The sequence below is a fragment of the Corynebacterium urealyticum DSM 7109 genome (assembly GCF_000069945.1).
Lineage (GTDB): Bacteria > Actinomycetota > Actinomycetes > Mycobacteriales > Mycobacteriaceae > Corynebacterium > Corynebacterium urealyticum.
The window spans coordinates 60,880-76,482 of record NC_010545.1 but is presented as its reverse complement, the minus strand read 5'-3'; the positions used below and the strand labels follow the sequence as shown (position 1 = coordinate 76,482).

10 protein-coding genes, 1 tRNA gene and 1 pseudogene are annotated in these 15,603 nt (G+C 66.4%); 10 read left to right on the top strand and 2 right to left on the bottom strand.

Annotation, left to right across the window (positions count from 1 at the left end; genetic code table 11):
• Positions 1–228 precede the first annotated feature (228 nt).
• From CU_RS00335 to cydC, 4 genes and pseudogenes are all read left to right on the top strand, one after another.
• Positions 229–1,944, top strand: a complete 1,716-nt coding sequence (locus CU_RS00335; RefSeq protein ID WP_012359331.1) for a cytochrome ubiquinol oxidase subunit I — start codon at positions 229–231, stop codon at positions 1,942–1,944.
• The gene (gene cydB / locus CU_RS00330) at positions 1,941–2,906 is read left to right on the top strand and encodes a cytochrome d ubiquinol oxidase subunit II (protein WP_012359330.1); all 966 of its coding nucleotides are present in this window, start codon (positions 1,941–1,943) and stop codon (positions 2,904–2,906) included. The genes CU_RS00335 and cydB overlap by 4 nt, the downstream gene beginning before the upstream one ends.
• Positions 2,906–4,426 (top strand): annotated as a pseudogene (locus CU_RS00325) (ABC transporter transmembrane domain-containing protein); the annotation flags it as partial. The gene cydB and the pseudogene CU_RS00325, both read left to right, overlap by 1 nt.
• A 199-nt stretch (positions 4,427–4,625) precedes the next feature.
• Positions 4,626–6,296, top strand: a complete 1,671-nt coding sequence (gene cydC / locus CU_RS00320; RefSeq protein ID WP_012359328.1) for a thiol reductant ABC exporter subunit CydC — start codon at positions 4,626–4,628, stop codon at positions 6,294–6,296.
• A 42-nt stretch (positions 6,297–6,338) separates the two neighbouring features.
• Here the strand turns inward: cydC and CU_RS00315 are convergent, their stop codons facing one another.
• Positions 6,339–6,965 (bottom strand): GNAT family N-acetyltransferase, encoded by a 627-nt coding sequence (locus tag CU_RS00315; protein ID WP_012359327.1) that lies wholly within the window; start codon positions 6,963–6,965, stop codon positions 6,339–6,341.
• A gap of 101 nt (positions 6,966–7,066) precedes the next feature.
• Positions 7,067–7,151: transfer RNA gene (locus CU_RS00310), tRNA-Leu, on the bottom strand.
• 325 nt (positions 7,152–7,476) lie between these two features.
• Here CU_RS00310 and CU_RS00305 point away from each other — a divergent pair.
• The 6 genes from CU_RS00305 to CU_RS00280 all read left to right on the top strand — a co-directional run bounded on the left by CU_RS00305 (position 7,477) and on the right by CU_RS00280 (position 15,452).
• Positions 7,477–8,709 carry a DUF3662 and FHA domain-containing protein gene (locus CU_RS00305; protein WP_012359326.1) on the top strand — a complete coding sequence of 411 codons (1,233 nt, stop codon included), beginning with the start codon at positions 7,477–7,479 and terminating at the stop codon, positions 8,707–8,709.
• A gap of 184 nt (positions 8,710–8,893) precedes the next feature.
• Positions 8,894–9,409 carry an FHA domain-containing protein FhaB/FipA gene (locus CU_RS00300; RefSeq protein WP_012359325.1) on the top strand — a complete coding sequence of 172 codons (516 nt, stop codon included), beginning with the start codon at positions 8,894–8,896 and terminating at the stop codon, positions 9,407–9,409.
• Complete coding sequence (locus tag CU_RS00295; RefSeq protein ID WP_012359324.1) at positions 9,406–10,974, top strand: PP2C family protein-serine/threonine phosphatase; 1,569 nt, start codon at positions 9,406–9,408, stop codon at positions 10,972–10,974. Before CU_RS00300 ends, CU_RS00295 begins: the two co-directional genes overlap by 4 nt.
• 25 nt (positions 10,975–10,999) lie before the next feature.
• Positions 11,000–12,361, top strand: coding sequence for an FtsW/RodA/SpoVE family cell cycle protein (locus CU_RS00290; RefSeq protein WP_231837690.1), 1,362 nt, complete (start codon positions 11,000–11,002; stop codon positions 12,359–12,361).
• The gene (locus tag CU_RS00285) at positions 12,358–13,806 is read left to right on the top strand and encodes a penicillin-binding transpeptidase domain-containing protein (RefSeq protein ID WP_012359322.1); all 1,449 of its coding nucleotides are present in this window, start codon (positions 12,358–12,360) and stop codon (positions 13,804–13,806) included. The genes CU_RS00290 and CU_RS00285 overlap by 4 nt, the downstream gene beginning before the upstream one ends.
• Before the next feature lie 2 nt (positions 13,807–13,808).
• Positions 13,809–15,452: a serine/threonine-protein kinase gene (locus CU_RS00280; protein WP_012359321.1), complete on the top strand. Its 1,644-nt coding sequence runs from the start codon at positions 13,809–13,811 to the stop codon at positions 15,450–15,452.
• Positions 15,453–15,603 lie beyond the last annotated feature (151 nt).

The following is a 15,603-nucleotide window of genomic DNA, read 5'->3' as shown; positions in this document are numbered from 1 at the left end:
ATCCTTTGTCCTTATATTGTGCGGTGCCCAACTTTACCGGCTGGGCTCCTCTCCATCAGCCGGGCACCGGTTTGGCAGGAAGTCCTCATTATCCTCCCGGGAACTTTTCCGCCCACCCCTCCGACCACTCACATACAGCCGTCTGTGGGCCCAATGCGGCCCCACCACCGGCTACACCACTCACCTAGGCCGGCGCCGAAGGGTGCCGGAAATACGTCGGAGGCGTAAATGGAGTTTTCTCTCCTTGCCGCCGGCGTGGATGCGGCCGGTGGTTTAGACACCGTTGCCTTGTCCCGCTGGCAATTCGGCATCACCACGGTTTATCACTTTATTTTTGTCCCGCTGACCATTGGGCTGGCGCCATTAGTGGCGCTCATGCAGACGTTCTGGGCTGTCACGAAGAAGCCTCATTGGTACCGCGCCACCCGCTTCTTCGGTGTGGTTCTGCTCGTGAACTTCGCGATGGGCGTAGCCACCGGCATCGTCCAGGAGTTCCAGTTCGGGATGAACTGGTCGGAATACTCGCGGATGGTCGGGGACGTCTTCGGCGGCCCGCTCGCCCTCGAAGGCCTGGTCGCCTTCTTCATGGAGTCCGTCTTCCTGGGGATCTGGATCTTCGGTTGGGGCCGGATCCCCACCTGGCTGCACACGCTCTCCATCTGGGCGGTGGCACTAGCGGTCAACCTCTCGGCGTACTTCATTATCGTCGCGAACTCCTTCATGCAGCACCCGGTGGGCGCGGAGTTCAACCCCGAGACCGGACGCGCGGAACTCACCGACATCGTCGCGCTGCTGACCAACCCCACCGCGCTGGCGGCCTTCCCGCACGCCGTGGCTGGTTCCTTCCTCACCGCGGGCACGTTCGTCCTCGGCGTGTCTGGTTGGTGGTTGATTAAGGACGCCCGGGCCAAGGCGAAGACGGCCACCACAACCCAGGATGGCCTGGCCCTGGACAACGCCCCGGCAGCCGAGGCGTCGGCGTCGGGAACCAACACGGCGGCGACGGACACCGCACCGTCCAAGGCAACGGCGCCGTCGTCCGAAAATACAGCTGCAACCAGTGACGACGACCGGCACAGCATGCACCGTCCGGCGATGAAGGTGGGCCTGTGGACCACCATCCTGTCCTCGATCGGGGTGTTCATCACCGGCGATATTCAGGCCAAGCTGATGTTTGTTCAGCAGCCGATGAAGATGGCCTCGGCCGAGTCCCTGTGCCACACGGAAACCGACCCATCCTTCTCCATCCTCACGATCGGTACGCACAATAACTGCGAATCGGTCATCCACGTGCTCAAGGCGCCGTTCGTGCTGCCTTTCCTCGCGGAGGGCAAGTTCTCGGGCGTGACCCTGCAGGGCGTGATGGATCTGCAGGAAAAGGCGGAGGCACTGTACGGGCCGGGGAACTACTCCCCAAACCTCTTCGTCACCTACTGGTCCTTCCGCGCCATGATCGGGCTGATGGTGGGCTCCCTCGCCCTGGCCTTCTTCGCCTGGCTATTTACCCGCAAGGGGCGCCTGCCGAAGGGCAAGTGGGCGACCATCTTCTCCTGGGGCTGCCTGGCGGCGATCCCCTTCCCCTTCCTCGCGAACTCCTCGGGCTGGATCTTCACCGAGATGGGTCGCCAGCCGTGGGTGATCCACCCGAATCCGGAATCGGTGGGTGATCCGCGCACCGAATCGATCCGCATGCTGGTCGACCACGGGGGCTCTGGGCACGAGCCGTGGGTGGTCATCGTGACCCTGGTGGGCTTCACCCTGATCTACGGCATCCTCGCGGTGGTGTGGTTCTGGCTGATCCGCCGCGTGGTTCTCGACGGTCCGCCGGCCGAATCCGGCCCGGAGGCGGTGGCGTCCGAAAGCACGGAAGATGACGAAGAAAAGCAGCTGCAGCCTGCGGGAACAGTGAGCTTCGCGCGCGACGCAGAAGGGAAGGAATCATGAGCATCGATCTGCCTACCCTGTGGTTTGGCCTCATCGTCTTCCTCTTCGCCGGCTACTTCATGCTGGAAGGCTTCGGCTTCGGCGTGGGGCTGCTCCTGCCCTTCCTGGGACGCGACGAGGCCCGCCGTAGCGCCATGATCCGCACGATCGGGCCCGTCTGGGACGGCAACGAGGTTTGGCTCATCACCGCCGGTGGTGCGCTCTTCGCGGCGTTCCCCGCCTGGTATGCGGACATGTTTAGTGGCTTTTACCTGCCGCTATTCCTCATCCTTCTGGGGCTGATTGTGCGCATCGTGGGCCTGGAGTGGCGCACGAAGGTGAACTCCGCGAAGTGGCGTGCCTGGTGTGATGCCGGGATCATCACCGGCTCCTGGATCTCCCCGATCGTGTGGGGTGTGGCGGTGGCCAACCTGGTGAGCGGCATCCCGGAGAACGCCGCCCACGTCTACCCGCTATTCCACCCTTATGCGCTGGTGGGTGCGGCTGCGCTGGTGTGCGTCTTCGCGCTACACGGGCTGACCTTCATCCGCCTCAAGACCGCAGGTGTGCTGCGGAAGGAGGCGCAGCGCTTCATCACCCCGCTGGCGATCGGCTCGATTGTGTTCGGCGGCGTGTTCGCACTGTGGACCCAACTGGGCTACGGCAAGGCGTGGACCTGGGTGCCGCTGGTGCTGGCGGTCGTGGGACTGCTCGGCTCGGTGGCCGCGACGGTCGCGCAGCGGGATGGTTGGGCCTTCACCGCCACCGCCCTGGCGATCGTGTCCGTGGTTGTGCTGGCCTTCGGGGCGATGTTCCCGATGCTGTGGACTGACCTGGATATTTGGCAGGCCGCGTCCAACCCCTACACCCTGAAGATCATGACCTGGGCCGGGGTGATCGTGACCCCGTTTGTGCTGCTCTATCAGGGGTACACCTACTGGATTTTCCGACGTCGGATCGTGGCGGAGCCGGTGCATCTCTAATGCAGCTCTTGCGGGTCTCAACCCCGGCGCGTCGCTGGGTGCTGCTGAGTGCGGCGCTTTCTGTGGCAGGGGTGAGCTTGAGCATCGCCGCTGGCTTGCTGCTCGGCCACCTGGTTGCCGGAGTGCTGGGCGGGGAGGCGCCACTGGGCCAGTTGGCACCGGCAGCAGGCGAGGCTCAGCCTGGCGGTATTGGGCAGTACGCCCAGCGCCTGGACCTGGCGCTCTTGGCCTGGCTGGTCGCGGTGGCAGTGTTGCGGGCTCTCGTGGCGTGGGCGCAATCCCGGCTGGGGGATTCCGCGGCGGATACGGTGGTCGCGGAGCTGCGGCGCCGTGGTCTGACCGCGTTGACCCACCGGGACCCGCGCACCGTGGATGTCGCCCAATTCCGCAGCCTGCTCACCACTGGCCTAGACGCCTTCCGCCCATATCTGACGGGTTTCCTGCCCGCGGCGGTCGCCACCTTCTTATCGACGCCTATCGCGCTGGCCGCCATCTGGTTCCAGGACCGTTCCTCTGCGCTCATCGCGGCAGTCACGATTCCCCTAATCCCATTTTTCATGTGGCTGGTGGGCCTGCTCACGGCGGGCCGCACGGAGCGCAAGCTGGCGGACATGGCGCTGCTGAGCGATCAGCTCTTGGATCTGTCGGCGGGGCTGCCCACGCTCACCGCCCATGGTCAGCAGCTGGCCCCGACCTCTGAGGTGGAACGCCTCGCGCGTTCCCACCAGCGCTCGACGATGGGAGTGCTGCGCATCGCTTTTCTTTCCGGCATGGTGCTGGAGTTCCTGGCCACGCTCTCCGTGGCGCTGGTGGCGGTGAATATCGGTTTCCGGCTGCTGGGCGGGGATATGAGTCTGGCTGCGGGACTGGCGGTGCTCATCATCGTCCCGGAGGTCTACGCCCCGATCCGTGAGGTTGGGTCTCGCTTCCATGATGCGCAGGACGGAGCGGCTGCTGCGAACGCGGTGCTGGGTGTCCTCGACGGCCCGGCCGTCCCGGCAGATACGGACACTCCGCCAGCTGCAGAGGATGTGAGCGCGACGCAAACTCTCCCAGACACGGCATCCCTGGGGCTGCGGGTGGTCTTCGAGGACTACTCGGCACCTGGGCGAGATGGAGCCCGGCCGGCGGGGCTTAGTGGCCAAGCAGAGCCCGGCAAGATCACAGTGCTGCGGGGCGACAACGGTGCGGGGAAGTCCACCGCCCTGCTCGCGGCGTTGGGACTCACCGCCGGAACGGGCAGTGCCCGCGTCGAAGAAGTTGCTGCCACCCCGGCTGCCACGGGTGCCCCACAGGATGCCCACGAGTCGAGCAGCAGTGGCAAGGATCGCAGTGACGGCCGCAACGTCGAGCCTGCTGTATGGGCAGGCCATACTTTGTGGCAACGCACCGCCTACCTGCCGCAGCGCCCGGTGCTGGACGAGGCCGCAATCGGCGATACGTCGCAACTCTCGCTGGGCCAGCGCCAGCGCCGCGCCTTCGCTGAGCAGGTGCCCGGCAAGGACCTGCTGATTCTCGATGAGCCGACCGCCCACCTGGACTCGGCGAACGCGGGCCTCATGATTGGCAAGCTGCGTGCCGCGGCAGAAGGCGGCGCGACAGTCCTGGCCGCCTCCCACGATCCGCTGCTGATCGCGGCGGCGGACCGGGTCATCGAGGTGCGCGGGACGAGCGCCGCGTCCGCACCATCCACCGAGGTAAACGAAGGGGGAACGGCCGATGACCCGCGCCATTATCGCTGGAGTCAGCACACTGTTGTCCGCCATCGCCCTCTCGGTGGTCTCCGCGTGGTTGATCGCGCGCGCCTGGCAGCAGCCGAGCGTGATGGATCTGACCGTGGCGATCACGGCGGTGCGCGCGCTCGGAATTTCCCGCGCCCTCTTCCGTTATCTCGACCGTCTGGCCAGCCATGATGTTGCGTTGGACCGAGCCGCCGCGGTGCGCGTGGACGTCTACGCCCGCCTCGCTGCAGCACCATCTGTGCAGGTCATGGGCCTTGGTCGCGGAGCTTTGCTCGCCCGTATCGGGGAGGACGTCGATGCCCTGACCGAGCGCATCGTCCGCACCACGATTCCGCGGTGGGTCGCGGTCATCACGAGCCTCGTCGCCGTTGTGTTCCTGGCCATCCTCACCCCGCTCGCGGCATTCATCCTGGTCATGGGCCTGCTGGTGGCGGGGGTGCTCGTGCCCCGCTTGGCAGCGCGCGCGGAACGGTCCTCCCTCGTCGCGGAGGCTAATGAGGACTATGTCGCGGCAGTGGACCATGCGTTGTCTTCTGCTCCGACGCTGCGGGTGCGTGGCCAGCTCGCGGGCGCCCTGGCCACGGCTGAGAGCGCCGAAGCCGAGCTTCGGTCCCAGCGGCGCCGCGGCCTGGGTTGGGCAGCCGGGGCTTCCGGCCTGCTGAGTCTCACCAGCGCGCTAACCACGGCGGCCATCTCAGCACTCGCCGCTCTGGAGTACACGGGTTGGGCTGGTTCCGGCGCGGCGGCGCATTCGCCGCAGTGGCTGGTCGTCGTCGCACTCTTCCCACTCGCCGCCTTCGAGGCGGTATCCACCCTCCCGGAGGCTGCCCGCACTCGGGTCCGGGCCGAGCATTCCCTGTCACGCCTGTACGCCATCCCGGGGGCCGAGGAGGCGGAGACCAAGGCCCAGGACGAGCCCGCGGCAGCTGATGCCGAGGCTGCGGATGGATCCTTCCCCACTCCCTCGGCGGTACGCGTCGACCGCCTGACGGTGGGCTGGGGTAGCGACCTCGGCACCTACAACCTGGACGTCCCCGCTGGTGGGCGTGGCGTCGTCGTCGCGGCGTCGGGAACTGGGAAAACGACCCTGCTGATGACGCTGGCAGGGCTGCTGCCCGCCCGCGGTGGGACGTATTCGGCGCCCGGTGCGCGCTTCATCGCCGAGGACGAGCACATCTTCGCCACGACCGTGCGGGACAACCTCGCGGTGGGGGCACCGAACGCCAGCGAGGAAGCGATGTGGGAGGTGCTGGATCAGCTGGGCTTGGGCGTGTGGGTTCGGGGCCTCCCGCGGGGGCTAGATACGGTGCTGGCGCGGGGCGCGGAGGACCTCTCTGGGGGTCAGCGCCGTCGGGTGATTCTGGCCCGCGCGCTGCTCACCGACGCGCCTATCCTTCTGCTGGACGAGCCGACGGAACACCTCGATGACGCGGGCTCCACGGAAGTGTTGCGCCTGCTTGGTTTCCAGGAGGACGCGGATGCTCACGCCGCTGGCTCGGAGGAGATTGTGCCCGAAGGAGCCTGGTCGGAAGAGATAAAGCCGGAGAACGCGGTGGAAATCAGCGCCGAATCCTGGGCTGCTCCCCGTGGCGAACTGCCGGGGGCGCGCGTCGAGCGGACCATCATCATGGTCACGCACCCCCGCTGATATGGCAGCGCACCACGGCGATCCGAGCTGCGCTGCGCAAAATTAAGCGCCGAAGCCCTGCAGCGCGTCACCGTCCAGCCGGTAGGTGTCCCAGCCGGACATCGAGTAGGCGCCGAAGGACTTATAGAACTGAATGCTCGGTTCATTCCACTTCAGCACGGACCACTCCATGCGCTGATAGCCGCGAGCCACGCACAGGTGCGCGAGCTGCTGGAGCAGCAGCTTCCCGAGCCCGTTCTTCCGGTATTCGGGGCGGACGTAGAGGTCCTCCAGGTAGATGCCGTGGGTGCACTCCCAGGTGGAGAAGTTGAGGAACCACAGCGCCATGCCGGCCAGGCGGGGGCGCTCGCCCGGCGCGACGTCTCCGTTCTCGGCGCCGCTGCTGTCCGCGACGCCCCCGTCCTTGATGTCCCGGTCCTCGATATCTCCGTCGAGCACCTCGACGACGTGCCCGAACACAGCCGGGTTCTCGCCGAAGAGGTGCTCGTGGAGGGCTTCCTCGGTGGCGTGGACGGCGTCCGGTTCCTTTTCATACTCCGCGAGGTCCTGGATGAGCTCCAGGATCTGGGGGATGTCGGCTGGGCTCACCCGGCGGAGGCGGAAACCGTGCGGGGCTTGAAGGAGCGGGTCGGTGCTCGCGGTGCGTGGGTCAGAACTCATGCACCACATCTTAGGAGCCCCCACCGGCGGGCTCAGCCGGGCACAAAGAAAAACCGGTGGCCACCTGTTGAAGGTGAACCACCGGTTCCTGCGACCTGGGGCCGCTATTGTGGGCGAAGGGGGACTTGAACCCCCACGTCCGTAAAGGACACTGGCACCTGAAGCCAGCGCGTCTGCCAATTCCGCCACTCGCCCGTGGCTTCATCCGCTCCAAACGATGAGGCTTGGTACGCATGGGTGCAAAGCGTGGGCTTAACGCCGGGTGCGTTTGCAACAGGAAGAAGCGTATCACGAGCTATAGACCACAACAAAATTACCGCGTGACCTGCACTAACCCGGCCCCACCTAGTTATCCCCGTATAATGGCCGTTCAACATGTGTACGTCTACCCCGTTGCGGCGGCGCGTTGCACAGCGCGACCTGCCCTTCACCACGAGCGAAGCACCACGAGGCTAAAGCGATTCACCGATCGCGGCCTTTCTGGTTAGACGGCCTAGACGTCCAAGGAAGGAAAATATCGATGGATCTTTTCGGAAAATTTCGCAAACTGGATAGCGCACTACAGCGGGGCCTGGATAACAGCTTCGCGCGGGTATTCGGTGGCGAAGTTGTCCCGACCGAGATCGACGAGATGCTGAAGCAGCAGGCCGAGGACTCCGTGATGGTGGATAGCGAGGGCAACCGGCTTGCCCCAAGCTTCTTCATCGTCTCGATTTCCCAGCGTGATTACGACTCCCTGAAGGAGAGCCACCCCACGCTGGTCCGCGACCTTTCCGCCCGCCTGGGCCGTTTCATCCGCAACGAGGGATGGACAACGAATAACCAGGTCACGGTTGATCTTCGGGTCGAGGAGGACCTGCACACGGGCCAGCTGAAGGCCGACTCCCGTTTCAAGATCCCCGAGAGCTACTCCCCCGCCGAGGACGAGAATGCAGGCGCCGACGCCGACGCCAGCTCTGCTGGTTCTCAAAGCTCTGCTGAATCTTCCAGCTCCGCTGGTTCTTCCTCCCGCCCGGACGAGGACGTCGCCCCCGGTGAGCGGGAGTGGCCGGAGGACCCCAGCCAGGTGCGCGAGGTCGAGGCCCAGGCTTATGACGCTGATAGCGATTCCTTCCCCGCGCAGACGGGGGCCGCGGGCGCGGGCCTGGGTTCGGTCGTCCGCCCCAGCCCGGGCACGGGCTACGGCGCCGAGCACTCCGATTCGAGCCACCCCGGCACTGCCCAGTCCCCCGCCCAGTCCGTCGACGGTGGGCAGGATACGGGCACCGAGGACGCTAGCTATTCCGCCGCTGAGCAGGACGGACCGGCCGTCCAGGAGGACGCGGCCGCACCGGCCGGCGAGGACCAGGACGGAGCCGTCGACCCGGAGCACAGCTACCCCGGAACCACGGTGATCACCCACGCAGCGAATGAGGAGGCCCCCGTCCGCGGTGGGACGGGCGAACCCCGGCCGGAAGCCGAGCAATTGACCGTCACCCTCACCCTGCGGGACGGCAGCGACCGCCGCTACGACCTGGTCGAAGGCAGCAACCTCATCGGCCGCGGGAAGACCGTCGACCTGCGCATCCCGGACACGGGCGTGTCCCGTCAGCACGCGGAGATCACCTGGGATGGTTACGACGCCGTCCTCACCGATCTGCAGTCCACGAACGGTACGTCCGTCAACGGCACTCCGATCGAGAACTGGCTGCTCGCCGACGGGGACGTCATCGCCGTGGGCCACTCCGAGATCGAGGTCCGCTTCCACCACTAGGGCGTTCCAACCCCCTACCGTTTATTGCCTCGGGGGTTTTGCGGGGGCTTCGTGAGGGCTTGGCTATTCACTCCACCCCCTATACGCGTGTCTGCTCACTAAACTAGAGTTAAAACCCGGACAACTTCGGCCGCCCCTGCGGCCCGTCTGCTCACGTATGCCCGATATATAAGGAGTGAAGACCGTGCACACCACGCTGTTACTAGTGGTCAAGATCGGCCTGCTCGTGCTGCTGTGGTTCTTCATTTGGATGACACTCCGCGCGCTTCGCAAGGATCTGAACTACGCGGCGAACCCCGGGGCTGCCGCTGGTGGTGGCGCGCCGATGGGCTACGCCGCCCCCCATGTTGGCCTGGCTGGTGGCACGTCTAGCAGCGGTTTCCGGGGCACGCGTCACCGCACGAATCCGCCGAAGTCCCTGATCATCACCAGTGGCCCGCTGACCGGGACCACACTGAACTTCCAGGGCTACGACGAGATCACGATCGGCCGTTCCTCGGTGTCCACACTGCAGCTGGAGGATGATTTCGCGTCGGGCACCCATGCCCGGCTCATCCGCCGGGGTCGGGACTGGTTCATCGAGGATCAGGATTCCCGCAACGGCACGTGGCTGAACGGCCAACGCATTGACCAGCCGGAACGGCTCGCCGAGGGAATGGAAGTCCGGATCGGGCAGACCCAGGTGAGGATGGAGCAATGACGGATCAGCGCTTGGCTTTAGATTTCGCCGCATCCTCCGACCGCGGTTTGGTGCGCACGAATAATGAGGACTCAGCCTACGCGGGCCCGCGCCTGCTGGCTCTCGCCGATGGCATGGGTGGCCACGCGGCCGGCGAGGTCGCCAGCCGCTTCTTGGTGGACACCCTGCGGACGCTGGACTCTCCGCTCCTGGACGAGCCGGATGAGCGCCGCCGCCTCACCTCCGTGCTGGAGCGCGCGGTGGATGAGGGCAATGAGCGCATCGCCTCCCACGTGGATGAGAACCCACAGCTGGAGGGCATGGGCTGCACCCTCACCGCGATCCTATTCAGCAACGCTAAGGCCGCGATGTGCCACGTCGGCGACTCCCGCGCCTACCGGCTACGCGACGGGGAGCTCACGCAGATCACGAAGGACGATACTTTCGTCCAGACCCTCGTGGACGAGGGCAAGCTCGACGCCACGGACGCCAGCTCCCACCCCCAGCGCTCCCTGATCCTCAAGGCGCTTACCGGCCGGCCCGTGGAGCCAACCTTCACGGAGTTTGAGGTGCTGCCGGGCGACCGCTACATGCTGTGTTCCGATGGCCTCTCCGATCCGGTGAGCCTCGACACGATGCGGGACATTCTGAACGCCTACGACCCTGCCACCGCAGCCGATCGCCTCGTCGAGATGGCGCTGCGCGGCGGTGGACCAGATAACGTCACCGTCGTCGTCGCGGATGTTGTGGACCTCGCCGATGTCGAGGACGACGCGTCAGGCGAGGGTAACGCGGCAGGTTCTGCTGGTCGCGGCCCGCTGCCGGAGACCCCAGTGCTCGCTGGTGCTGCCTCCCCCACTATGCAGGAGAGCCGCAGCTTCGATACGCCCGCGGCCCGCGCCGCTGCCAGTGGCGCCAGCGTGACGAGCTCGCGGGCGCCTCGGCCCCCGAAGGATCCCGAGGAGGTTTCGGAGCCGGCTGGGGTAGCCACCCTTGGCGACCCTGGTTCGGAGCCGGCTGCTGCGCCCGCATCCGGCGCGGCGGAACCCACCAGCGCAGACGGAACCGACGTCCCTAAAAAGAAACGGGGACGGGGCTGGATCGCCCTGGTCGTCGCATGCATCCTCGTCGTTGGGCTCGGAATCGCCGGATTCTTCGGTTACCAGAAGATCGGCGAGACCTACTTCGTCGCCGTGGAGGGCAAGCAGATCGTCGTGAAGAACGGGGTGCCCGGCTCCCTGCTGGGCCTCTCCCTGAACTCCACGCACCAGCGGATCTGCCTCGATGAATCTGCCTCCGTGCGACTCATCGGCGCAGATAATGGCTCCCCCGAGGACTGCCACCTCTTCCTGACCTCCGACCTGACCCCCTCGGCGCGAAGCACCGTCGAGAGCATGCCGGAGGACAGCTACCAGGCCGTCGTCGAGCAGGTGAATCGACTGGCAGAGGAAACCCTGCCGGTGTGTGTCACCCGCGAGAAGAAGGACAATGGGAAGCGCCCCGGCGCAGACCGAGCCACGAGCACCGCCAGGAAGGGCGCTGAGGACCTGACGACCCCCGGCGTGTCCTGCCGGGAGGTGAAGTGAATTGACCAAGGGCTTTTTTAAGAGAATGACCGAAGCCTGGCTGCTGCTGCTCACCGCAGTGGTCACCCTGACGGCGGTCGTATCGCTGGAGCTGGCGCAGGGCAATGAGCTCAGCTCCAGCATCTTCCTGCTGGTCGGTGGGTTCTTCCTCATCTTCCTGGTCGCGCACCTGGTGATGAACTGGGTGGCCCCCGACGCGGATCAGGTGATACTGCCCGTCGCAGCTCTCCTCAACGGGCTGGGTCTGGTGATGATTTACCGCATTGACCTGGCCACGGGCATGTCCCTGGCAAAGTCGCAGATCATGTGGATGGTTATCGGCGTGGGCCTGCTGGTGGCGGTGCTGGTGTTCCTGAAAGACCACCGCTCGCTGCAGGACTACGCCTATCTGATGGGCCTGGTGGGGCTGGTGTTGCTCGCGCTGCCAATCGTGTGGCCGACCAGCCTCAATGCGGACGCCAACGTGTGGATCTCTATCGGGCCTTTCTCCATCCAGCCGGGCGAGTTCGCGAAGATCCTGCTGCTGCTGTTCTTCGCCGCACTCCTGGTCAGCAAGCGACGCCTGTTCTCCGTGACGGGTAAGAGCCTGCTGGGGCTACAGTTCCCCCGCATGCGCGACATGGGACCGCTGTTCCTCGTGTGGGGACTGGCGATGGTCATTTCCGCCGCGCAGAACGACTTCGGCCCGGCCCTGCTTCTCTTCGCCACCGTGCTGGGGATGCTGTACATCGTGACGGAGCGCGCCTCCTGGGTGGTGCTCGGCGTGGGGCTGGCCTCGGTCGGCGCGGTCGCGGTGTACCAGGTGTCCGACAAGATCCAGACCCGTGTGGCGAACTTCGTGGACCCGTTCGCGGACTTCCACAACCGGGGTCTGCAGCTCGCGCAGTCCCTGTTTGGCCTCTCCTACGGCGGGATCACCGGCAAGGGGCTCGGCGAGGGCTATCCGGAGCTGATCCCGGTGGTGCAGTCGGACTTCATCCTCTCCGCCTTCGGCGAGGAGCTCGGCCTGATCGGCCTATCCGCGATCCTGCTTCTGTACGCAATCTTCGTGCTCCGCGGCTTCACGGTGAGCATGCACGCCAGCGATTCCTTCGGCAAACTCGTCGCCGCTGGCCTGTCCCTGACGGTCGCGGTGCAGGTCTTCGTTGTCGTGGCGGGTATTTCCAAGCTCATGCCGATGACCGGCCTGACGACCCCATTCCTTGCCCACGGTGGCTCCTCGCTGTTGGCGAACTACATCCTGCTGGCGATCCTGCTGCGGATCTCTGACTCTGCCCGCGCCCGGCGCGCGGTGCAGGACGAGGGCAGCAAGTCCGGCGGGACAGATGCCAAGTCCGAGGAGAAGCAGGGGGCTGCGCAGAACAACGCGGAAGGTGAGCTCGCGTGAATCGACCGATTAAAGCCGTAGCCATCTTCAGCATGATCTTGACGGTCATTCTGCTGATCAACCTGACCTATATTCAGGCCTTCCAGACCAAGGAGCTGGCGGAGAACCCGCTGAACGCGCGCCAGTTCTATGACATGAAGCAGCGCCAGCGCGGGCAGATCTCCGCTGGCGGGCAGGTACTGGCCGAGTCCGTGCGGGACGATAACGGCTACTACAACCGCCGCTACGTCTACGCCCCAGAGGCCTTCGGCTCGGTGGAGGGTTACTTCTCCGACCGCTTCGGTGCCTCCGGTATCGAGGCCAGCCAGAATGCCATTCTCTCGGGTGAGGACGACAGCCTCTTCGCTCGTCGTATGTGGGACCAGATCTCCGGCAAGGAGGTCCGCGGCGCGAATGTGGAGCTCACCTTAAGCCCGCAGGTGCAGCAGGTGGCCTACAACGAGCTGGCTAGCAAGGGTTACTCCGGCTCTGTCGTGGCCCTGCGCCCCTCGACGGGCGCGGTGCTGGCGATGGCCAGCACGCCCTCCTATAACCCGAGCGCGATCACGGATCAGTCCCCGGAGGCAGCGGCCGCGAACTTCGAGGCCCTCAGACAGGACGCAGGTTCCCCGCTGCTGAACCGCTCGACCCAGGTGACCCAACCCCCGGGCTCGACCTTCAAGGTGATCACCACCGCCGCCGCACTACAGGCCGGCGATAATGCGGATACTCCGGTCAGCGCCGCCAGCCAGACCACGCTGCCGGACACGGTCACGACCCTAGAGAACTACGACGGCCAGCGCTGCGCGGGCGGGGAGACCACCACGCTGCGAGTGGCCTTCGAGAAGTCCTGCAACGTGCCCTTCGTCGAACTGAGCGTCAAGCACGGCGATGATCTTTTCCGTAAGACCGCGGAGGCCTTCGGCGTGGGTGATAGCTACGAGGGCCTGGGGCTGGGCATGCAGCGCTCGACGCTGGGTGACCTGCCGGACAAGGCGGCCCTGGGCCAGTCCGCGATCGGCCAGCGCGATGTCTCCCTGACCCCGCTGCAGAACGCCGTGATCGCGGCGACGATCGCCAATGGTGGCGTGCGCATGGAGCCGCACCTGGTCTCCAAGATCACGGGCCCGGATCTGAAGACCCTGAAGGAGACGAAGCCAAAGCGGCTGAACCGGGCGATTCCGAAGGAGACGGCAGAGCAGCTCAAGGAGCTCATGCAGGGCTCCGAGCGCGGTGGCGGCGGCTCGGCCACCATCGCGTCGAAGACCGGTACCGCCGAGCACGGCGAGGTTCGCGGCGCGGCCGCCCCGCACACGTGGTACATCGCGTTTTCCACTGAGGCGGACGTGGCCGTCGCCGTCCTGGTGGAAAACGGTGGCGGCATGGGCCAGGGCGCCACGGGTAACGCCGTGGCCAGCCCGATCGGCCGTGCCGTCATCGCAGCCGCGGAGCAGGAGCAGCGCTAAGAATGACTGAGCACCCAGAGCAGAACCAGCCGGACCGCACGGATATCGAGTACACCCAGCGGCTATTGGGTGAGCGCTACCAGCTGAGCTGGATCGTCGGCCGAGGCGGGATGTCCACGGTGTGGCTCGCCCGCGACACCGTGGCGCAGCGGGACGTGGCCATCAAGATCCTGAAACCCGAATACACGGAGAGCCCGGAGTTCCGCGAGCGCTTCCGCAACGAGGCGGAGGCCGCGGAGCACTTCGATTCCCCGAATGTGGTCGCCACCTATGACTACGGGGAGATTTCCGCGGACGGCTCCCAGCCCACGAACGAGACCCGTGCGGTGTTCTGCTACATCGTGATGGAGTACGTGCGCGGCGAGAGCCTGGCGGATGTGCTGCGCCGCGAGCGCCAGCTGCCGGAGCCCCTGGCCTTGGACCTGATCCGGCAGACCGCGATGGGCCTGGCGGCGATCCACGCCACCGGTACGGTGCACCGGGATATCAAGCCCGCCAACCTGCTGCTCACCGCCGATGGCACGGTGAAGATCACGGACTTCGGTATCGCGAAGGCCGCGCAGGCCGTGCCGCTGACCCAGACCGGCATGGTGGTGGGCACGGCCCAGTACGTCTCCCCCGAGCAGGCGCAGGGCCGGGAGGTCACCGCCGCTTCCGATGTCTACTCCCTCGGCGTGGTGGCCTACGAGGTGCTGGCTGGCCACCGGCCATTCCGCGGGGACTCCTCCGTCTCGGTGGCGATCAAGCATATTTCCGAACAGCCGGAGCCCCTGCCCGAGGAGCTCAGCGCCCCGCTGCGCGAGCTGGTGAACACCTGCCTGCGCAAGAGCCCGCGTGCCCGCTACGCCGATGGCCAGGAGCTCGCGGAGGCCACCGCCGCTGTCCTTTCCGGGGCTCCGGCCCCTCGCCCGGCGGCCCTGTCCGCTGCCGACGCCGCCGCCCATACGGACGTCTTCGCTGCTCACGGTGGTGCCCGGGGTGCTGCTCCTGAGGATTCCGACGCGGAGCTCAGCCAGGTCGTGTCGGGCCCGGGTACGGCTGTCCCGCCGCGGCAGGGTCCCGCCCAAGGGCCGCGCAAGGCCAGCGCCGCGGGTGCTGCGGGGGCGGCGTCCTCCCGCTCGGCGGGTCGTCGCGGCGGGCAGCGCGGCTCTGCGACCCCGTGGATCGTGCTCGGGGTGGTTGTAGCCCTCGGCCTGGGTGTGATCGGCTACCTCCTGCTCAGCGATTCGAACTCCTCGACCCAGGAGCAGGAGACGAAGACCGTGACCAGCGAGGTCACGACCTCCCCCACCCAGGAGGAGTACGTCCCGCAGCAGCCGGTGGATCCCCGCCCGGAGAAGACCCAGCCGAGCGAGGACAATGGGTCAGATGACGGGGAGACCAGCTCGACCCGACCGGAACGTCCCACGCAGTCGTCGACACGGCCGGGTAGGCCGACGAGGACGCAGCCCACGCCGAGCTCCTCACGCCCGCCCTCGCAGCCGTCCCAGCCAACGGCCCCGACGGAGGACGACCCCGTCCCGCCGGCTCCGGACCCGGGCGGCGAGCAGCCCAACCCGGGGACTAACGCGGAGGGCCCAACCGGCACGGGTACCTCCAACCCCGCCGATGGCAAGGTCGGGGCGCTGGGGCTGCGGGCGATCTAGCCGCAGCCCGTTGCCCAGTTGCGCGACCGGGCTTTCCGAGGCGAAGAAAACACTAAAGTAGTAATGGGAACTGTGGCGCGGTAAAGTTACCGGCTTTGAAGCAGATTCCGGGCGGGCACCCGCCCGAGCCGTACCGCGGCAGTACACAGTG